The organism is Streptomyces carminius (genome assembly GCF_002794255.1).
GTDB lineage: Bacteria > Actinomycetota > Actinomycetes > Streptomycetales > Streptomycetaceae > Streptomyces > Streptomyces carminius.
On sequence record NZ_PGGW01000008.1, the window covers coordinates 91,646 to 111,313 of the forward strand.

Genomic DNA, 19,668 nt, shown 5'->3' on the forward strand with positions numbered 1-19,668 from the left:
CGCCGCGATCATCGGATGCCATGAGTCCCGGCACCCCGCACACCCCCGGCACCCCGCACCGCGACCCGCTGCCGCTGCGCGGCCGTACCGCCCTGGTGACCGGGGCGAGCCGCCGGGCCGGAATCGGCTGGGCGATCGCCCGCCGGCTCGTCGCGTACGGCGCCGGTGTCTACCTCCACCACCACGTCCCCCACGACGCCGCCAAGCCCTGGGGCGCCGACCCGGGCGGCCCCGGGGCGCTCGCCGCCGGACTGCGGCCGCTCGCGGCCGACGGCGCGGCCGTCGCCCACGGCCCCGCCGACCTCACCGCCCCCGGCGCTCCGGCGCGGTTGGTCGAGGCGGCCGCCGAGGCCCTCGGCGGGCGACTCGACATCCTGGTCGCCAACCACGCCCTCAGCGGCGAGGACGGCCCGCTGGACGAGATCGACGCGGACATGCTGGACGCCCACTGGGCGGTCAACACCCGCTCCACGGTGCTGCTGGTCCAGGCGTACGCCCGGCGCCGGCAGGCGGCGCGGGAGGGCGGCCGGGTGGTCATGATGACCTCGGGCCAGGACCGGGGCGGCGGTATGCCGGGCGAACTGGCCTACGCCCTGAGCAAGGGGGCGCTGGCCTCCGTCACCCGCTCCCTGGCCACCGCCCTCGCCCCTCGTGGCGTCACCGTGAACACGGTCAACCCCGGTCCGGTGGACACCGGCTACCTCACCGGCGAGGAGCACGCGGCCGTCGCGGCCATGTTCCCCGGCGGACGGTGGGGACAGCCGGACGACCCCGCGCGGCTGGTGGCCTGGCTCGTCACCGACGAGGCGGCCTGGATCACCGGACAGGTCATCGACTCCGAGGGCGGGTTCACCCGCTGACGGCCCGTCCGTTCGCCGGGACGCGTCCGGTCCCGGCGGACGGACGGATGTATTTACGAGACCGGCTTGAGGTGCACCGGCAGCTCCCGGTGCCCGTTGGCGATGAACGACGGCTGGGGGACCAGCTCCTCGGGGGCGACGGCCAGCCGCATCTCGGGGAAGCGGTCGAACAGGGCCGGCAGCGCTATGGCGGCCTCCAGCCGGGCCAGCGGCGCGCCCAGGCAGTAGTGCACGCCGTGGCCGAAGGCCAGGTGCTCCCGCTCGGTCCGGGTGAGGTCGAAGGTGTCGGCGCTCTCCCCGTACAGCGCCGGATCACGGCCGGCGGCACCGAAGCCGAGGATGATGGCGTCGCCCTTGCGGATCGTCACGCCGTCCAGGTCGATGTCCTCCACCGCGTACCGCAGCGGCATGTGCATGATCGGAGCATGGGCGCGCAGGGTCTCCTCGATCACGTCGTCCCAGCCGGCCTGGCCGGACCGGACCAGGGCGAGCTGTTCGGGGAGCGCGAGCAGGGAGCGTACGGCCTCGGCGATGAGGTTGACGGCGGTCTCGCTGCCGGCCCCGATCATCAGGACGAGCGTGCTGATCAGCTGGTGCTCGTCGAGCCGGAAGTCGCCGTCGCGGGCGGCGATGAGCTCACTGGTCATGTCCTCGCCCGGCCGGGCGCGCTTGATGTCGGCCAGCGCCCGCATGCAGGCCCACATCTCGGCGTAGTCGGCGCGGGCCTGTTCGGGGGAGGCCTCGGTGTTCAGCACGGCGTCCATGACCCGGCGGGTCCAGGGGCGCATGTCGGCCGGGACGCCGAACAGCTCGCATATCACCTCGTTGGGGATGACGTAGGCGAACCGGGCGCGCAGGTCCACCGGTTCGCCCGGATCGGCGCTCTCCAGTCCGGTGATCAGGTCGTCGACGATCTCCTGGACGCGGGGGCGCAGCGCCTCGGTGCGGCGGGGGGTGAAGGACGGGGCGATCAGGTTGCGCAGGCGGCGGTGCTCGGCGCCGTAGCTGGTGAAAGCGCTCTCCACCCGCACCCACACGTTGAGGGCCCAGTCCTGGGGTATTCGCTCCAGCTCCGGCCAGTGGCGCCGGGCGTCCCGGGAGACCCGGCGGTCCCCGGCCAGCCGCTTGATGTACTCGTGAGCGGTCACCGACCACGCAACCACGCCACCGGGGAGCTCCACCGGCGTCGCCGGCCCCCGGGAACGGAGTCCGGCCGCCTCTCCGGGACGGTCACGGCCGGTGGGATCGAGGACGGGGACGTCGAGTGGTTCCATGACTGGCCTCCGGAGGTCTGTTCGGACGCGGCGGATGTCTGGACGGGCGTGCTCGCGGGCCCGGGTTCGGGCACGGACTCGGGTACGGGTTCGGATGCGGAGAGTGCCGGGAAGATCACAGGCAGCGCGGCAAGGCTACGGTGAAAGGGTCCCGGCCGCCAGACCAGATCCCCTGCCGGCACGGCCAGTTCCATGTCGGGCAGTACGTCGAGCAGCGTCTCGATCGCCACATCGGCGATGATTTCCGACAGCCCCTGGGCGGGGCACACGTGCGGCCCCCCGCCGAAGGCCAGATGGGCGTGGTTGGAGCGGCGGTCGCCGGCCGTGCCCCGGACGGCGTGGGAGTTGACCGCCTCGTGGCTGATGAGCACCGGGACTCCCGGGGGGATCAGCAGCCCCGCGCCGGAGTCGTCGCGCAGGTCGTACTCGTTCGTCGCGTAGTGGAAGCAGAAGTTCGCCATCGGCGACCGCTTCCACAGGACCTCGTTGAGCGCGTCGGAGACGGTGAGGCTGCCGCCGGAGAGATCACCGGCGAACCGGTCGTCGGTCAGCAGCAGCATGATCGCGCTGGATATCCAGGCGGACTGCGGCACGGTGCCCGCACCGATGAGGACCACCAGCTGGTGGAGCATCTCCTCGTCCGACAGCCGCAGCGGATGGTGCAGCAGCCAGGAGGTCAGGTCGGCGCCGGGGGAACGGCGCTTGTCGGCGATCAGCCCGGCCAGGCAGCGGGCCAGGTCCTCGCTGCCCCGTTGGGCGGTGGCGGGTTCGGCGGCGATCATCTGCGCGCAGGCCCGGGCCATGCGCTCCGTCTGCTCGTCGGAGCAGCCGAACAGCTGGGTGAACACCAGCGGCGGGATGCGGTGGGAGTACTGGCTCACCAGCTCCGCCCTGCCCATCGGGCCGAACTCGCCGATCAGCCGGCCCGCCCCGCGCCGCACGTAGGAGCGCACCCGGTAGGAGTCGACCCGGGCCAGCGCGTCGTCGACGGTCTTGCGCAGCCGCAGATGCCGGTCGCCGTCGGCGAACAGCAGGCTGGGCCGGAAACCCATCATGGGGACGACCTCGTTGTCCATGGGGATCCGCCCCTCCATCAGGGCGGTCCAGCGGCGGGCGTCCTTGCTGAACTGCGAGCTGCGCAGCACCTCCAGGGCCGCGGCGTAGTCGGTGACCACGACGGCGGGCACACCGGGGGCGAGTTCCACCCAGTGGGCCGGGCCCTGGGGGCGGAGCCTGGCGTAGAGGGCGTCCGGGTCGGCGGCGAAGCCGGGCCCGTACAGGGCGGGCAGGCCGCTGCCGGAGCCGGGAGTGCCGCCCGGGGCCGAGTGCGCCGGGCAGCCCGGCGGGGGAGCGGTGTCCGGGCCGGGGGACGGGGTTGTCACGGAAGGTGCTCCTGGTAGTAGGTGTGGACGTGTCCGACCAGGGCGATCAGCGCCCGTGCGGCCGAGGTGCGGTCCCGCGCGTCGCAGCTGACCAAGGGGGTCCCGGGTTTCAGGTCGAGTGCCTCGCGGAGTTCGTCGTCCGGGAAGTGCGGGGCGTCGGGGAAGGAGTTGAGGGCGACCGCGTACGGCAGGCCGTGCCGCTCGACCATCTCCATCGCGTCGAAGGAGGCGTCCAGTCGGCGGGTGTCGGCCAGTACCAGGGCGCCGTAGGCGCCGCGGACCAGCTGCTGCCACACCGGTGCCACCTGGTTGAAACGCCGCTGGCCGGGAGCGCCGAACAGGTACAGCACCAGGTCCGGGGAGAGGGTGAGCCGGCCGAAGTCCATCGCGACGGTGGTGGTCCGCTTGTCCTCGACGCCCCTCAGATCGTCCACCAGCGCGCCGGCCTGTGTCATGACCTCCTCGGTCCGCAGTGGCTCGATCTCGCTGACGGTGCCTATCAGGGTGGTCTTGCCGACCCCGAACGGTCCGACGATCAGCAGTTTCGCGGTGGTCTCGACAGTGTCGCGCACGTAGATCCCGCTGTCGGCGGACCTGTCAGAGGATGTTGTTGAGGCCATCCAGGACCTTCTCCAGGACGTCGAGATCGGTGGGCTGGGCCGCCGGCGGGGGCCTGCGCGCGACCACATGGCCGCTGTCGATCAGGTCCGCCAGCAGGATCGTGGTGACCGCCACGGGCAGCCGCACATGGCCGGCGACCTCCGCGACCGACAGATAGCCGCCCTGGCACACCCGGACCATCCGCTGCTGCTCCGGCTCCAGTTCCGCCACGGGGCGGTCGCCGGTGGCGGTGACCAGGGTGACCAGGTCCAGGGCGTGGGTGTTGCGGCTGGGCTCGTGGCGGCCGCCGGTGATGACGTAGGGGCGGACCAGGTCCATGCGTACGCGGCGGGGTGTCATGTCGGTCCGCCGGCGTCGTGGCGGGGCTCGCTGGTCATCTGCCCGCCGAGCTGGGCCACCAACTGGTGCATCCGGAAGCTGATCGCCTCCACGTCCGCCGTGCCGGAGGTCGCCGCGGTGAGGAAACTGCCGTCGCCCGCCCGGATGGTGAGGACGTATCCGTCGCGGAACTGCGTCAGGCTCTGCTCCCAGGAACCGGGGTCGGACCGGCACAGCCGCGCGCTGGCGCTGGAGGTGGCCTGCACTCCGGCCAGTGCCGCGGCCATCTGCTCCGCGGTGTCCCGGTCCAGCCCCGGAGTACACGCCCGGACCAGGCCGTCTCCCGACACCAGCAGGGCGTCGTAGACGTCCGGCTGGTCCATGAGCTGGGCCAGCATCCAGGCGAGTTTCTCGTTGTCGAAGATCATGGCTTGTTCTCCCCCTCGGGTTCTCCGGACGTCGGCGTGGTGCGCTGGGCGGCCCGTGCCGCACGGGCGAAGCCGCCCAGCGTGGCCGCGGACTGCCGCGGTGAGCGGCCGGTGGCGGTTTCCCCGTCGGAGGGGCCGGCCGGATCGGCCGGTGTGGAGGCCGGTGCCGCGGCGGACGCCTCCGACGTGTACCGCCGCCGCTTGGGCAGCCCGCCCGCGGTCTTCGCCCCCGCCGCCGTCGCCGGACCGGCGGCACCGGACGCGCCGCCCGGGGCGGGGCCGGCCGCGCCGGCCGCGCCGAACAGGGCCACCGGCTGGGTGGGCACGCTGTCGGTGAGCAGCGTGCTGGGCAGGAAGGTCACGGCCCGTACCCCGCTGTAGGGGGACTTGGTCACCGACACCTCGAATCCGTACCGGGCGCTGAGCAGTCCGATCACCGCGAAGCCGAACTTCGGCGGGTCGCCCAGCCGGGTGATGGTGACGGGCCCCTCGCCGGACAGCAGCCGGGTGGCCCGCTCCCGCTCGCCCGGCTGCAGGCCCACGCCCTTGTCGTCCACGACGACGGACAGGCCGTTGTGCGCGCGCTCGAACTGCACCAGCACCTGGGTGTCCGGATGCGAGTAGCGGGTGGCGTTCTCCAGCAGTTCGGCGAGGGCGAGCACCAGCCCCTCCACGGCCCGCCCGACGACGGCGCGTTCGCCCTCGTCGTGGAAGACCTTGACGCGCCGGAAGTCCAGGATGCGGCTGACCGCGCCCCGCACCACGTCGCTCAGCGGGGTGGCGTTGTGCTGCCGCCCCGGGTAGGAGCCGCAGACCACGGTGATCGCCTGGGCACGCCGCAGGATCTGGGCGGTGGCGTGGTCGACCACCTGCAGGTCCCCCAGCACCTGGGGCGAGTCGTGCCTGGCCAGCATGTCGGTGACGGCCATCTGCTGCTTGTTGGCCAGTGCCTGGAGCGTGCGGGCCACGGACAGCAGCGTCGTCTGGGTCATCTGGGCGGTACGCCCCTCGGCGTCGGTGAGGGCTCGTACGACCAGGGTCCGCAGCTCGTGGAGGTGGTGGGCGAACGGCGTTCCGGCCAGTTCGGCGTCCACCGGCGGGGAGGCCGGGACGGGCCGGCGGTCGCCGACGGACTGGACGGCCGCCGGCAGGCTCACCCCGGCCAGCCGGGCCAGTTCGGCGTCCCGGGCGCGGATGCCCGAGCGGGCGCCGGACAACTGCGTCCGCAGCTCACGGATACGTCGGGCCTGACGCACCGCCACTGGTGTGAGGGCCACACCCAGGCCCGAGCCGAGCAGGCTCGCCACGGTCGTTATATCGGTCATCGGCTTTCCTCGCGGACGCGTCGTTGCGGGAAGAAACGGTCAAGCCGGTGCGTGGAGGGCTGACCTGAGGATCACGGTTCGCGTGCCACGACAGCGTAGGGGGCCGAGGAAGGCGGGGGAGGGAAAACGGCCAGGTTGCCGCCACCTCGGTGACTGTCTGGTATGAGTCCGGCACGTTTCGGTATGTGCCTACGGATTATGCTGGTGTCCTGCTTGTGGGAAATTCGTTCTGTACGACCGCAACGTGCGGGAAACGTGGCGGCAACGCCGGGTGAACGCGGAGGCGGTGTGATGGGTTCCGAGGGCTTCCCGCGAACGTGTGATGGGGATCGTGCGGAGTACGCGGCCGGTGTTCTGGGAGCGACGACCGGAAGGAAGTCCGTCTCGTAGGGGCGCGCGAATCAGGCTGCGCGCCCCTACGAGGACCACACGCGGAGCCGGGCAGCCCCGGCCCGTTCAGAGCGCGGAGAGCTCCGCCACCAGGTCGTCCAGACCCAGCGATCCCAGCGACAGCGCCGCCATGTGCCACCGTTTGGCGTCGAAGGCGTCGCCGTGCGCGGCACGGGCCGCCGCGCGGCCCGCCAGCCAGGCGCGTTCGCCCAGCTTGTAGCCGATGGCCTGGCCGGGGAGGCCCAGATACCGGACCAGTTCGCTCGCCACGAAGTCGGCCGGACGTCCGGAGTGCGCACCGAAGAACTCCAGGGCCAGCTCCGGGGTCCACCGCTCCCCGGGGCGGAAGGGGGAGTGGCCCGGGATCTCCAGCCCCAGATGCATGCCGATGTCCACGACGACCCGCAGGGAGCGCATCATCTGCGCGTCCAGATAGCCCAGCCGCAGCTCGGGACTGTCCAGGAAGCCCAGCTCGTCCATGAGCCGTTCCGCGTACAGCGCCCAGCCCTCGGCGTTGGCGCTGACCATGCCGACCGTCGTCTGGTAGCGCGAGAGCCGGTCGGCGACGTACACCCACTGGGCGAGCTGGAGATGGTGGCCGGGCACCCCCTCGTGGTACCAGGTGGTGACCAGGTCGTAGACGGGGAAACGGGTCCGGCCCGCCGTCGGCAGCCAGGTGCGGCCCGGCCGGGAGAAGTCCAGTGACGGCGTGGTGTAGTAGGGCGCGGCGGCGCTGCCGGGCGGAGCGATCATGGCCTCGACGCGCCGGATCGGCCCGGCCAGCTCGAAGTGCGTGCCGTCCAGTCCGTCGATCGCCTCGTCCATCAGGTCCTGGAGCCATGCCCGGACTTCCGCCACCCCCTCGACCGCCCTGCCGTGGTCGTCGAGGTGGCGCAGCGCCTCCCAGGGAGTCGTGGCGCCGGGCAGCACCTTGTCGGCCTCGGCCCGCATCCGGGCGTGGACGCCGTGGTACTCCTCCCAGCCGTACGCGTACGCCTCCTCCAGGTCCAGGGCGGTGCCGTTCCAGTAGCGCGACCAGAGCCGGTACCGCTCGCGGCCCACGGTGTCCGGGGCGTCGGCGACGGCGGGGGCGTAGGTGCCGCGCAGCCAGTCGCGCAGGGCCGCCATGGCGCCGGCGGCCTCGGCGGCCCCCTTGTCCAGCTCGGCGCGCAGGGCGCCGGGCCCGCCGGAGACCAGACCGGCGAACCAGCTCTCCCCGCCGTCCGCGCCGGTCCACTCGCCCAGCTGTCCGATCACCGTGGCGACCTGCCGGGGACCGGCCGGGAGCCCGCCGCGCAGGCCCTCCGCCAGTGCGGCGCGATAGCCCTCCAGCGCCGCCGGGACGGCGCTCAGCCGCCGGGCGAGGGCCGCCCAGTCCTCCTCGCTCCCGAGGGGCATCATGGTGAAGACGTTGCGCACGGAGTGCAGCGGGGAGATGAGGTTGCCGACCGCGCGCAGTTCCTCGCCCGCGTCGTGCACGTCGAGTTCGGCGGTCAGCCGCTCCCGCAGCAGGCGTGCGCAGCGCCGTTCGGCCGCGCTGTCGCCACCGGGGCGCCGCTCGGCCTCCGCGAGCCGCTCCAGGGCGGTGCGGGCCAGGTGGGCCCTGGCCCGCAGGCCGGCCGGGGAGAGGTCGGGCAGCCGTTCCGCGCTCCCGGGAAGACCGAGGTGGGTGCCGAGGACGGGGTCGATTTCGACGAGGGCGTCGACGTACGCGTCGGCGACCTGGCGGGGCAGGGGCGCGTTCTTCGTGGCATCGGACATGGGCCACATCCTCGTACGGCACCGCCCGCCGCGTCACCGGTGGCCGGTCCGCGGCGACGCGCACCGGTCACCGCGGACCGCCGCGGCTCACCGCGGCGGGGCCGGGGGCAGCAACGGACCGCACGTCCACTGCTGGAAGACCAGACGCGTCTCGACCCGGGCCACCTCCCGGCGCGAGGTGAACTCGTCCAGCACCAGCCGCTGGAGATCTGCGGTCCCGGCCACCGCCACATGGACCAGGTAGTCGTCGGGGCCGGTCAGATGGAACAGTGCCCGGGCCTCCGGCAGAGCCCTGATCCGCTCCACGAACGGACCGACCAGTTCCCTGCGGTGGGGCCGCACCTGGACCGACAGCAGGGCTTCGAGGGGCCTTCCGAGTCTGGCCGGATCCAGTCGCAGGGCGTGGCCGAGGATCACTCCGCCGCGGCGCAGCCGCGCCACCCGGTCCAGGCAGGTCGACGGGGCCACGCCGACGGCGGCGGCGAGATCGCGGTACGTGGTCCGGGCGTCGTTCTGCAGCAGCCGCAGGATCTCCAGGTCCACCGGATCGAGTACGACGGATTCCGGCATTCGCCGAACATAACACGGCCTTCCGTCGTCGAATCCCGGGCGATGCCCAGGATTCCCGTATGACTCAGCTGGAAGGCATGGACGTCTCGTCCGCGACCCCACACCGTTCGCCGGACACCGAGGCCGTGCACGCCGGGCGCGAGGACCTCGCAGCCCTGGGCCTGCACGCCGCTCCCCTGGACCTGTCCACCACCTACCCGTCCCACGACAGCCGCGCGGAGGCCGCCCGGCTGGACGAGTTCGCCGCCACCGGCGCCCTGCCGCCGGGCCCGCCGGTGTACGCCCGGCTGGACAACCCCACCGTGGCGCGCTTCGAGCGGGCGCTGGCCCGGCTGGAGGGCACCGGGGCGGCCGTCGCCTTCGCCAGCGGCATGGCGGCCCTGACCGCCGTGGTGCTGGCCCGTGCCGCCCGGGGACTGCGGCATGTCGTGGCGGTGCGCCCGCTGTACGGATGCAGCGACCACCTGCTCGGCGGCGGGCTGCTGGGCACCGAGGTGACCTGGACGGACCCGGCCGGGATCGCCGCCGCCCTCCGCCCCGACACCGGTCTGGTGGTGGTGGAGACCCCGGCCAACCCCACTCTGGCCGAAATCGATCTGAGGGCCGTGGCGGAATCCTGCGGCCCGGCGCCGCTGCTGGCCGACAACACCTTCGCCACCCCGGTGCTGCAGCGTCCCGCCGAGCACGGCGCGCGGTTCGTGCTGCACAGCGCCACCAAGTACCTGGGCGGCCACGGCGACGTCCTCGGCGGCGTCGTCGCCTGCGACGAGGAGACGGCCCGGGAACTGCGGAAGGTGCGCTTCGCCACCGGCGGCGTACTGCACCCGCTGGCGGGCTATCTGCTCCTGCGCGGCCTGGCCACCCTGCCGGTGCGGATGCGGGCGCAGTCCGCCACGGCCGCCGAACTGGCCCGGCGGCTGGCGGACGACCCCCGGGTCGCCCGCGTCCACTACCCCCGGATCGGCGGTGCGATGGTCTCCTTCGAGGTGCACGGGGATCCGCACGAGGTGATCGCGGGGGTGCGGCTGATCACCCCGGCGGTCAGCCTCGGCAGCGTGGACACCCTCATCCAGCACCCCGGATCCATCAGCCACCGGGTCGTCGGCCCGGCCGACCGCCGGGCCGGCGGCATCGGTGAGAAGCTGCTGCGCATGTCGGTCGGCCTGGAGGACGCCGAGGACCTGTGGCACGACCTCGACACCGCGCTCGGCGCCCGCCGCGGCACGGGGGAACGCGCCTCGGCGGGCGCCGGTGAGGCGGACAGCGCCGGGAGCGGCGCCGGTGAGGCGACCGGCGACGGGGAACTCAGTGCCCGCTCGTCGGCTCCGCGGCGGCGGGAACCGGAGCGAGCCGGGCGGTGATCACCAGGGTGCCCTCCTCGACCTGGTAGTCCAGCGGCAGTCCCAGCCCGCGCATCGCCGAGACCATCCCGGTGTTGGCCGCCTTCGTCACGGCGTAGACGCTCTCGCCGCGCGCCTCGGCGGCCATCGCCACCAGGCGGTGCAGCAGTTCGGTGCCGATGCCGCGGCGCTGCCAGACGTCCTCGACGAGGAGGGCCACCTCGGTCTCGTCGCCGTCCCACAGCAGATGGCCGAGCGCCACCAGCTTGCCCGAGGCCGTCTCGGCGGCCAGGGTGCGGCCGAAACGCGGGCTGAGCAGATGGTCCAGGTAGCGGTCGGCGTCCCGTACCGGACCGTGGTAGCGGGAGGACAGCGTCCGTTCGGAGCACCGCCGGTGCAGCGCGCGGGCGGCCTCCAGATCGCGGCTGTCCGCCCGCCGCACGGTGATCTCGTTCCCCTCCGGGAGCGTGAGCCGTTCGCGGCGGCGCGGCGTCCTCGTTCCCGCGCCCTCGGTGGCGGGGACCGTGTCCAGCCGGGCGTCCAGCTCGACCAGGGCGCGTGCCCTGGCGAACTCGGTGGGGGTGAAGGGCAGGCAGGGTCGTTCCACGACGATCGTCCCGCCGTGCGGGTCGGGCAGCTTCATCACCGTCTCCTCCAGTACGCCCCCGGCCGGGACCGGCTCCCCGGGCGGCCGTGCGGCGCCGGACCGCGCGGGCACCGAGCGGATCGTGCAGCGGCCGAGCAACTGCCGCAGGGCGAGCGGGAGCTCCGCGGTGTCCAGTGCGGTACGGGCGGCCAGGCCCAGCACATGGGTGGCGATGTCCACCAGTTCGTGGGCGTCGGCCCGCTCCAGCCAGGTGTCCCGGCCGCCCGCCGCGGCGGCCGCCCGGCGCAGTTCCTCCGGGCCGAGTTCCCGGGGCGCGCGCAGCAGGAACTCGTCCACCGTCACCTCGCCCAGCGGATGGGTCTGCAGGCTGATGACGTCCACCCGGTGCCCGGCCAGCGAGGCGCACAGCGCGGCCAGCGAGCCGGGCTTCTCCCGCACGGTGGTGCGCAGCCGCCACAGCACCGGTGCCTCCGCTCCGGGGGACACGGGTGCGGTGGGCCCGGCGGCCGCCGGGCCGGGCTCGGGGGAACCGATCTTCTTCACACCCTTTCCACGTTCCGCGCCGTCCGCGCGTTCACCGGGTTCGGGCGGCGGATGGTGGGGATGGCGCCTGGCCCACCACAGGTGCAGGCCCGCGGCGCCCAGCAGCGCGGCGGCCGACAGGGCCAGCAGGACGGGACCGTCCGGCCCGTGCGCCACCGTCTTCGCGGCGCTGTCGGCCACGGCCACGGCCGTGAACAGGGCCGCCAGCTCCACCAGGTCCCGCCGCCAGTGGTGGGAACGGGCGCCGGGGGCGAGGGCACGGCGGAGGGCACGGCGGGAGGCGCGGCGCTCGGGGGAGCGGTCCGGCCGATGCGTGGACGATGCAGTCATGCCGTCACTCTCGCCGACCGGTGTTGCGCGCTCACGAACGGTCTGTGACCTGCGGGTTAAGGACATTCCGCAAGGAAAGGGAGGCTATCGCCCCTTCCGGGCGAGCCGCCGCAGCGTCACCCCGCACCACCGGGCGTACAGCCGCTGGAGCGGCGGGACCAGCGGGCCGGCGGCCCGCGTCCACCACACCCCGGGGCGGCTGAACGCCCGCACCTCCAGCCACACCGTCCCGTCGTCCGCCCGCTCCACGACGAACGCCTCCTCGCCGCTCTGCGGGTGTCCCGCCAGCGTCCCGTACCCGAAGCCGGCCCGCCGCCCGCCGTGCTCGGACCACACCACCCGGCACGGGGCGCGCAGCCGCAGCCGCCCCACGCCCAGACCCACCACCACGCGTACCCCGGGGTCGGCGCGCGGCCCGTCCGCGGCGATCTCCACCCCCATGGCCCGGTGCATCCGCCAGGACAGCACCGCCTCGGCGGCGGCCTCGAAGACCGCCGTCCCGGAGCCGAGCCGGGTGCGCACCCGCAGCCGCCCGAAGCCGGGCGGGAAGCGTCCCTCCCGGGTCGCTCCCGCACCGGTGTACGTCAGGGCGGGACCACCGCCGCCGTCCCGGCGGCCGTTCCCGCCGCCGTCGTGCTCGCTCATGGCGCCAGCGTAGGCGCCCGGAACGCTACTGACCGACCAGACCCGGCCGCAGCACCTTCGTGAACAGCACCCCGCCGCCCTCCTCGCGCAGCCGCACCGTCAGCTCGCCGCTGTCGCCGTCGATGTCCACCTGGCCGTAGAACTGGTAGCCCTCGCTCGGCGGGACGTTCCCCCGCTCGGGTGCCTTGACGAAGACCCGCTCGGGACCGAACGTGCCGTCCAGCGCCGAGGCCGGGAAGGCGCCCGCGTTCAGCGGGCCGGTGACGAACTCCCAGAACGGCGCGAAGTCGCCGAACGCCGCCCGCTCCGGGGCGTAGTGCTGGGCCGAGGTGTGGTGCACGTCGGCGGTCAGCCACACCGTGCCGGTGATCCGCCGGTGCCTGACGAACCGCAGCAGCTCGGCGATCTGCAGTTCCCGGCCCAGCGGCGCGCCCGGATCGCCCTGCGCCACCGCCTCGACGTCCGTGCCGTCGGAGACGATCAGGCCCAGCGGCATGTCCGAGGCGATCACCTTCCACACCGCGCGCGAGCGTGCCAGCTCCCGCTTCAGCCAGGCCAGTTGCCCGGCGCCCAGCACACCCTGCGGGTCAGAGGTCTGCGTCCCGGGGGAGTTGGCGTTCCGGTAGGTGCGCATGTCCAGCACGAACACGTCCAGCAGCGGACCGTGGCGCACCACCCGGTGGATCCGCCCGGCGCCGTCGCGCCGGAGGGAGGACTGGGGGAAGTACTCGCCGAAGGCCTGCCGGGCCCGGGCCGCCAGCACGTCCACGCGCCGCTCGGTGTAACGCTCGTCGGCGAGGACCTCGCCCGGGTACCAGTTGTTGGTCACCTCGTGGTCGTCCCACTGCACGACCGAGGGCACCTGGGCGTTGAAGCGGCGCAGCGACTCGGCCAGCAGGTTGTAACGGAAGTTGCCCCGGTACTCCGCCAGGGTCTCGGCGACCTTCGCCTTCTCCTCGGTGACGACGTTGCGCCAGGTCCCGCCGCCGGGCAGCGCCACGGTCTCCGCCAGCGGTCCGTCGGCGTAGACGGTGTCCCCGCTGAACAGGAAGAAGTCCGGGTCCAGCCGGGCCATCTCGTCGAAGACCGGGTAGCCGCCCCGGTCGGGGTTGATGCCCCAGCCCTGCCCGGCCAGGTCCCCCGACCAGAGGAACCGCACCCCGTCCCGGCGCCGTGCCGGGGCGGTGCGGAAGGTGCCGTACACCGGTTCGCCCGTGCGGCGCGGGTCGTCCGGGTCGGCCAGCACCACCCGGTAGTGCACCTGCCGGCCCGGCGGCAGCCCGTGCAGCGCCGTCGTCCCGGTGAAGTCGGTGCCCGGGCCCAGCAGCGGGCCGTACCGGCGCCGGACGTTGCGGAAGGACTCCGTGGCGGCGGTCTCCACCACCATCCGGGCCGGCCGGTCCGAGCGCACCCACACCAGGGCCGAACCGGCCGTCACCTCGCCGGTCTGCACACCCCAGCCCGCCCGCGGCCGGCCCGACAGCGACTGCGCGGGCGCGGCGAACACCGGGCTCGCCGCCGCTCCCGGCAGTGCCAGGGCCGCCGAGGCGGCCAGCGAACCGCGCAGCACCGCCCGCCGCCCGGGTGCCGGGTGGTGGGACGCGTCCCCTCGTGTCATGGGTGAAACCTCCTGGAGAGCTGGAGCCACGGACCGGAGACCGGCGGGAGCCGGCCGCGGAGAGCGCCCATGGTGGCCGCGGAAGGAGAACGCCGGGGAACCGGACCGCCGCCGGAGGGGCTGCGCTGGGTGAACGCCCGTGCCCCGGAGCCGCGGAGCGGGCAAAGAGCGCCGCGAAAATGACAACTCCATTTGCCGCCTGAGCATTACACCGCTTCCGCGAGCAGAATCGTTCAGGTATGCCCGGAACGGGTGACACGTTGCGTAACCTCAGCGTCACTTCCGCACCACAGGTGGGTGCGGCCGCACACTGCGCGGGAGGTGAGCACGCGTGCCCGGAATCGACGAGTGCCTGCTCGAAGTCATGACGCTGCCCGGAGCCCGCGGCGCCGCCGTGGTCGACCGGACCAGCGGGCTCGCACTCGGCACGATCGGCGAACCGGCGGGCGAGGACCACGAGAGCGCGGCCGCCGAGACGGCGGAGCTCGCCCGGGTGGCAGCCGAGCATCCCGCCTTCACCGCGCCCGGGACCGGCGGCCCGGAGGACGGCGGGGAAACCGGCGGGGAAGCGGGCGGCACGGCCTTCGTGGAGGACCTCATCGTCACCACACGCACCGGCTACCACCTGCTGCGCTTCGTCGACCGCGTCCTCGACGACGGTCTCTTCATCTGGTTCCTCCGAGGAGGCCCCCGGCTTCGGCCGGGGGAGGAATCGGACTTCTGCGGGGCAGGACAGGAGGAGCCGGTTCGCCGACGGGGCGGATCGGCGTCCACCCCCCGGACCCCCGCAGAGTGTCACAAGTTGATGTGATAGTTTGTGAGATATGGCCACGTATGTGAAGCGGGCGTATCGGTACCGCTTCCACCCGACCCCGGAGCAGGCGGCCGAGCTTGCCCGGACCTTCGGGTGCGTGCGCAAGGTCTACAACATGGCCCTCGCCGCCCGCACCGAGGCGTGGGCCAGACAGGAGCGGGTCACCTGCAACCAGACCTCGGCGATGCTGACGGCCTGAAAGAAGACCGAGGAACTCGCCTACCTGGGCGAGGTGTCCTCCGTCCCGCTCCAGCAGGCGCTTCGGCACCTGCAGGCGGCGTTTGCGAACTTCTTCGCCCGGCGGGCCAGGTACCCGCGCTTCAAGTCGAAGAAGAAGTCGCGCAAGAGCGCCGAGTACACCAACAGCGCCTTCCGCTTCCGGGACGGCAGGCTCACACTGGCGAAGATGACCGAGCCGCTGGACATCATCTGGTCCAGGCCGCTTCCCGAGGGAGCGAAACCCTCCACGGTGACCGTGACGCAGGACGCGGCCGGGCGCTGGTTCGTGTCCCTGCTGGTGGCCGACCCCGCCGTGCGGCCGCTGCCGGCCACCGATACGGCTGTCGGGGTGGATGTGGGTCTGGACCACCTGCTGACTCTCTCCACGGGGGAGAAGACCGCCAACCCCCGGCACGAGCGCCAGGACCGGGCCCGGCTCGCGAAGGCCCAGCGGGAGCTGTCCCGCAAGGCCAGGGGAGAGGGGGTCAACCGGGCCAAGGCCCGGCGCAGGGTCGCCCGCATCCACGCGAGGATCACCGACCGGCGCCGGGACCTGCTGCACAAGCTGTCCACCCGACTCGTCCGCGAGAACCAAGTGGTCGTGATCGAGGACCTGACCGTCCGGAACATGGTCAGGAACCACACGCTGGCCCGAGCGATCTCGGACGCGGCATGGACCCGGTTCCGGAGCATGCTGGAGTACAAGTGCGCCTGGTATGGGCGGGAACTGGTGGTCGTGGACCGCTTCTTCCCCTCGTCCAGGCTGTGCTCCACCTGCGGCACTCTCGCCAAGGCGATGCCGCTGAACGTCCGCATCTGGACGTGCGACACCTGCGGAACGACCCACGACCGGGACGTGAACGCGGCACGCAACCTTCTGGCCGCCGGGCTGGCGGTGTCTGTCTGTGGAGCCGGTGTAAGACCTCAACGGAGAACTCCGGGCGGGCAGTCGGCGACGAAGCAGAAAACCCCACGGCGCGAGCCGTAGGAATCCCCCTCGGTTCACGAGGGGGAGGAAGTCAACCATCTGTGGCTCGACCGGGACGGCGGCAACATCGCCCTCGCCCGCATCCGGCTGCGGTACCTCGCCGAGCGGCTGGTGCTCGCGTGAGCGCCACCGGAGCGCTGCTGTGGGGAAGCGGAACGCTCTACCTGAGCGGCGGGGAGGTCGTGTACGCCGAGAGCCCCGCCGCTCCCGGCCTCGACGTCCTGCTCGCCAGGGGCGGCTGGCTCCCCGCCGAGGGATGGCGGGAGGCGCTGGACCGGGCTGGGGCCCGCCGGCAGGTCGGCCGCTTCCTGGTGGACAACGGTCGGCTGTCCCACGGCGAGCTGGAGGTCTACCACCTGAGCGCACTGCACGACGCCGCCTTCTTCGTCCTGGCCCCCGGCAGCGGACCGGCCCGCTTCCGCAGCGGCGCCGCCCACTGGCTGGGACCCGTCCGCCCGGTGGGCGCCAGGGCCCTGCAGCGGGAGATCCTGCGCCGCAGGAAGCTGCTGGCGGACCTGTGGCCGCACCCGGAGGTGGACGCCGCGCCCCTGGTCCGCCGGGGCCCCGGCCCCGACCCGGGGGCAGCGTGCCGTACTGGGACTCGCCGACGGCACGCGCACCCCCGCCGACATCGCCCGGCACCTCGGCCGCCCGGCCTTCCACGCGCCGGTCGACGTACGGCGGCTGGCCGCCGCGGGGCACGTCGAGACGCCGCCCGCCCGCCGGCCCCCCCGTCGCCGGCCGGATCCCGGAGGTGTCCGCCGATCCGGACACCGCCCTGCTGCGCGCCAAGGTGCGGACCATGGAGATGCTGGGGCTGAAGGACGAGATCGAGGACATCCTGATCACCCTGGGCGGCCAGTACCACCTGATCCGGCTGCTGAAGGGCCGCGGCAACAACGGCCTCTTCCTGTACCTGGCGCTGGAGAAGTCGCGGGCGAACCTGGCGATGGCCCGGCACCAGCTGCGGAAGATCGAGGCCGGGCTGGAGATCTGACCCGCGGACCCGGCCGGGTTCAGGCCGGCAGGCGGCCCGGACCCGGCCGGGCCGCCTCGGCAAGCAGCCGTACCCCGTGCGCGATCCGGCCCGGCGTCAGATGCGCGTATCCCAGTACCAGCCGGACATGTCCGTCGCCGGGCGGGGAAGCGCCGTAGTGGGACAGCGGACGCACCGCCACCCCCACCCGCGCGGTACGGGCGAGGAAGCGCTCCTCGGGACCGTACCGGGCCGGCAGGGTGACGATGACGTGCAGCCCGGCGGCGATCCCCGTCGTCTCGGCGCCCTCGAAGGATCCGGCCAGCGCCCGCAGCAGCGCGTCGCGCCGCTGCCGGTAGGCGCGTCCGCAGCGGCGCAGCTGCCGGTCGTAGTCGCCGCGGGAGACGAAGTCGGCCAGCAGCGCCTGGTCCAGGACCGGATGGCCCAGGTCCATGGTGCGCTTGCGCTCCACCACCTCCTCGGCCAGCCGGTCCGGCACCACCAGCCACCCCAGCCGGAGCCCGGGGGCCAGGGACTTGCTGACCGAGGAGGTGTAGGCGACATGCCGCGGATCGAGTCCCTGCAAGGCGCTGATGGGCGCCCGGTCGTAGCGGAAGTCGCCGTCGTAGTCGTCCTCGATCAGCAGTCCGCCGGTGGTACGGGCCCACCTCAGCAGGGCGGAGCGGCGCGCGGCGGAGTAGGCGATGCCGGACGGGAACTGGTGGGCGGGGGTGACGACCGCGGCCCGTGCGCCCGAGGCGGTCAGCTCCTGCGGGACGAGGCCCTCCGCGTCCATGCCGACCGGTACGGTCGCCAGCCCGGCCGCCGCGAACAGCGCCGTGTGCTCGGGGCTTCCGGGACTCTCCGCCGCCACCGTCCGGTGCTCCCGCCCGCGCAGGGCCAGCCCCAGGAGCGTCATCGCCTGCGCCACACCCGAACAGACCACCACCCGGTCCGGTTCGGCGACCACACCGCGCCGCCGTGCCAGCAGGGCGGCCAGGGCGGCGCGCAGGGCGGGCAGCCCACGCGGGTCCGGGTAGCCCAGCTCCCGGTACGGCAGCCGGGCCAGGGCACGCCGGTGGGCGGCGGCCCACGCGGCGCGGGGAAACAGCGACGGATCGGGGGAGCCCGGCCGGAAGTCCACCACGGGCTCCGGGGCCCGCTCCCCGGCGGGTGGCGGGTGGGCCGGGGCGGTGCGTGCGGCGTCCCCCACCCAGGTGCCCGCCCCCCGGCTGCTGGTGAGGTACCCCTCGGCGGTCAGCTGCTCGTAGGCCTCCGTCACCAGTCCGCGGGACACCCCCAGATCGGCGGCGAGTTCGCGGCTGGACGGCAGCCGGGTGCCGGGCGCCAGCCGCCCCGAGCGCACCGCCTCGCGCAGCCGCTCCCGGAGGGTGTGGCCGCGCTGTCGCGGCGGTGCCGAGGCCAGCGGCGGCAGCAGCCCCCAGGCCGCGGCCCCGCCGGACTGTCCGCCGGGGCCGGGAGCGGGATCGCCGGGCGGCTCCGGGCCGGAAGTGGTCCTCTTGTCGCCCATGGAAGTGGACCTTAAACCGGACCGCGCGGCCGCCTAGCGTCGGCCCCATGTCCTCCCCGAGATCCGCGCACCCTCCGGTCGTCCCGCCTCCGCCGCCCCGGCCGCCCTCGCGGCCCGCGCCGTCCCCGCCGTTCCCCGCGGCCCGGCGCCGTTCCCGCCGACGCGGCGCCCTGCTCGCGGCGGTCGCCTGCTGCCTGGTCGGCGCGTCGTTCACCGCCAACAGCGTGCTCGGCGACTACCCGCACGCCGGCGGTCAGACACTGCGCTACGGCCTGGCGTGCCTGCTGCTCCTGCCGCTGGCCGGCCGCGGCGCCCGCCACGGCGTCCTCGGCCCGCTGCGCGCCCTGACGGCCCGCCAGTGGATCCGGCTCGCACTGCTGGCCGCCGTCGGCATGGTCGGCTTCAACCTCGCGGTGCTGGCGGCCGAACGCACCGCCGAGCCGGCGGTCCCCGGCGTCCTGGTCGGCTGCGCGCCGGTCGTCGTCGCCGTGATCGTTCCCGCGCTGAACGGCCGCCGGCCCGCCCGGCCGGTGGTGTACGGGGCGCTGCTGGTGGCGGCCGGGGCGCTCGCCGTCCAGGGCTGGGGCCGCACCGATGCCACCGGTCTGCTGTGGTCCGCCGGGGCGCTGGCCGGGGAGGTGGGGTTCGCGGTGATCGCCGTCCCCCTGGTGCGTCCGCTCGGCGCCCGGCTGCTGTCCGCGGCGGCCTGCGGGCTGGCGGCGGTGGAGGCCGCGCTGCTCGGTGCGGTACTGGACGGCGGGGACTGGCTGCGATTCCCGGAGCGGGGCGAGGCGGTGGCGCTGCTGTGGCAGGCGGTCGTCGTCACGGTGGTCGGTTTCGTGTGCTGGTACGCCGGGATCGGACGCATCGGCGCGGAGCGGGCCACGCTCTTCTCCGGGCTGATCCCCGTCAGCGCCGCGCTGACGGCCCCGGTCGTGGGCACCGGCTCGTACGGCTGGGCCCAGGCGGGCGGCAGCCTGCTGGTCGGCCTGGGAGTCGCGGTCGGGGCGGGAGTGCGGGCCCGCCGCCGGCCGGCACCACCCGCACCGGAGGGTGCCGCGGCCGTCCGGCAGGCCGCGGCGCGAGGCCCGGGATGACCCGGGCCGCCGTTCACCGGGTACGGGCGCA

Annotated in this window: 16 protein-coding genes and 2 pseudogenes; 6 read left to right on the plus strand and 12 right to left on the minus strand. The window is 74.0% G+C overall.

Annotated features, from left to right (window positions below):
* Positions 1–20: 20 nt before the first annotated feature.
* Positions 21–860, plus strand: coding sequence for an SDR family oxidoreductase (locus CUT44_RS01245; RefSeq protein ID WP_100200208.1), 840 nt, complete (start codon positions 21–23; stop codon positions 858–860).
* A gap of 53 nt (positions 861–913) precedes the next feature.
* Here CUT44_RS01245 and CUT44_RS01250 read toward each other — a convergent pair whose 3' ends face one another.
* From CUT44_RS01250 to CUT44_RS01285, 8 genes are all read right to left on the minus strand, one after another.
* Complete coding sequence (locus CUT44_RS01250) at positions 914–2,008, minus strand: cytochrome P450 family protein (RefSeq protein ID WP_233221080.1); 1,095 nt, start codon at positions 2,006–2,008, stop codon at positions 914–916.
* Positions 2,005–3,516 carry a cytochrome P450 gene (locus CUT44_RS33720; protein WP_233221081.1) on the minus strand — a complete coding sequence of 504 codons (1,512 nt, stop codon included), beginning with the start codon at positions 3,514–3,516 and terminating at the stop codon, positions 2,005–2,007. The genes CUT44_RS01250 and CUT44_RS33720 overlap by 4 nt, the downstream gene beginning before the upstream one ends.
* Positions 3,513–4,136, minus strand: coding sequence for a GTP-binding protein (locus tag CUT44_RS01260; RefSeq protein ID WP_100200210.1), 624 nt, complete (start codon positions 4,134–4,136; stop codon positions 3,513–3,515). Before CUT44_RS01260 ends, CUT44_RS33720 begins: the two co-directional genes overlap by 4 nt.
* Positions 4,114–4,476, minus strand: a complete 363-nt coding sequence (locus CUT44_RS01265; protein WP_100200211.1) for a DUF742 domain-containing protein — start codon at positions 4,474–4,476, stop codon at positions 4,114–4,116. The genes CUT44_RS01260 and CUT44_RS01265 overlap by 23 nt, the downstream gene beginning before the upstream one ends.
* On the minus strand, positions 4,473–4,883 hold the full coding sequence (locus tag CUT44_RS01270; RefSeq protein WP_100200212.1) for a roadblock/LC7 domain-containing protein: 411 nt from the start codon (positions 4,881–4,883) through the stop codon (positions 4,473–4,475). The genes CUT44_RS01265 and CUT44_RS01270 overlap by 4 nt, the downstream gene beginning before the upstream one ends.
* Positions 4,880–6,208 (minus strand): ATP-binding protein, encoded by a 1,329-nt coding sequence (locus tag CUT44_RS01275; protein ID WP_146252153.1) that lies wholly within the window; start codon positions 6,206–6,208, stop codon positions 4,880–4,882. Before CUT44_RS01275 ends, CUT44_RS01270 begins: the two co-directional genes overlap by 4 nt.
* 456 nt (positions 6,209–6,664) lie before the next feature.
* Complete coding sequence (locus CUT44_RS01280) at positions 6,665–8,359, minus strand: DUF885 domain-containing protein (RefSeq protein ID WP_100200214.1); 1,695 nt, start codon at positions 8,357–8,359, stop codon at positions 6,665–6,667.
* Positions 8,360–8,446: 87 nt separating this feature from the next.
* On the minus strand, positions 8,447–8,929 hold the full coding sequence (locus CUT44_RS01285) for an Lrp/AsnC family transcriptional regulator (RefSeq protein ID WP_100200215.1): 483 nt from the start codon (positions 8,927–8,929) through the stop codon (positions 8,447–8,449).
* A 59-nt stretch (positions 8,930–8,988) separates the two neighbouring features.
* Here CUT44_RS01285 and CUT44_RS01290 point away from each other — a divergent pair, with 59 nt between their 5' ends.
* Positions 8,989–10,290 carry a trans-sulfuration enzyme family protein gene (locus tag CUT44_RS01290; protein WP_100200216.1) on the plus strand — a complete coding sequence of 434 codons (1,302 nt, stop codon included), beginning with the start codon at positions 8,989–8,991 and terminating at the stop codon, positions 10,288–10,290.
* Here the strand turns inward: CUT44_RS01290 and CUT44_RS01295 are convergent.
* The 3 genes from CUT44_RS01295 to CUT44_RS01305 form a co-directional block, all read right to left on the minus strand.
* Entirely contained in the window at positions 10,235–11,749 is a 1,515-nt protein-coding gene (locus CUT44_RS01295) for a GNAT family N-acetyltransferase (protein ID WP_107488040.1), read from the minus strand. The two genes, CUT44_RS01290 and CUT44_RS01295, sit on opposite strands and share 56 nt — an antisense overlap.
* Before the next feature lie 84 nt (positions 11,750–11,833).
* On the minus strand, positions 11,834–12,394 hold the full coding sequence (locus CUT44_RS01300; RefSeq protein WP_100200217.1) for a DUF1990 family protein: 561 nt from the start codon (positions 12,392–12,394) through the stop codon (positions 11,834–11,836).
* Between the two features lie 25 nt (positions 12,395–12,419).
* Entirely contained in the window at positions 12,420–14,012 is a 1,593-nt protein-coding gene (locus CUT44_RS01305) for an alkaline phosphatase D family protein (protein WP_100200218.1), read from the minus strand.
* 331 nt (positions 14,013–14,343) lie between these two features.
* Between CUT44_RS01305 and CUT44_RS01310 the strand changes: the two genes are divergently transcribed.
* The 3 genes and pseudogenes from CUT44_RS01310 to CUT44_RS33375 form a co-directional block, all read left to right on the plus strand.
* Complete coding sequence (locus CUT44_RS01310) at positions 14,344–14,823, plus strand: hypothetical protein (protein ID WP_233221083.1); 480 nt, start codon at positions 14,344–14,346, stop codon at positions 14,821–14,823.
* Between the two features lie 13 nt (positions 14,824–14,836).
* Positions 14,837–16,033 (plus strand): annotated as a pseudogene (locus CUT44_RS01315) (RNA-guided endonuclease InsQ/TnpB family protein).
* Positions 16,034–16,811: 778 nt separating this feature from the next.
* Positions 16,812–17,030 (plus strand): annotated as a pseudogene (locus CUT44_RS33375) (hypothetical protein); the annotation flags it as partial.
* A gap of 19 nt (positions 17,031–17,049) precedes the next feature.
* Here the strand turns inward: CUT44_RS33375 and pdxR are convergent.
* Complete coding sequence (gene pdxR, locus CUT44_RS01330) at positions 17,050–18,540, minus strand: MocR-like pyridoxine biosynthesis transcription factor PdxR (protein WP_100200219.1); 1,491 nt, start codon at positions 18,538–18,540, stop codon at positions 17,050–17,052.
* Positions 18,541–18,587: 47 nt separating this feature from the next.
* Here pdxR and CUT44_RS01335 point away from each other — a divergent pair, with 47 nt between their 5' ends.
* Positions 18,588–19,637, plus strand: coding sequence for an EamA family transporter (locus CUT44_RS01335; RefSeq protein ID WP_100200220.1), 1,050 nt, complete (start codon positions 18,588–18,590; stop codon positions 19,635–19,637).
* Positions 19,638–19,668: the final 31 nt, after the last annotated feature.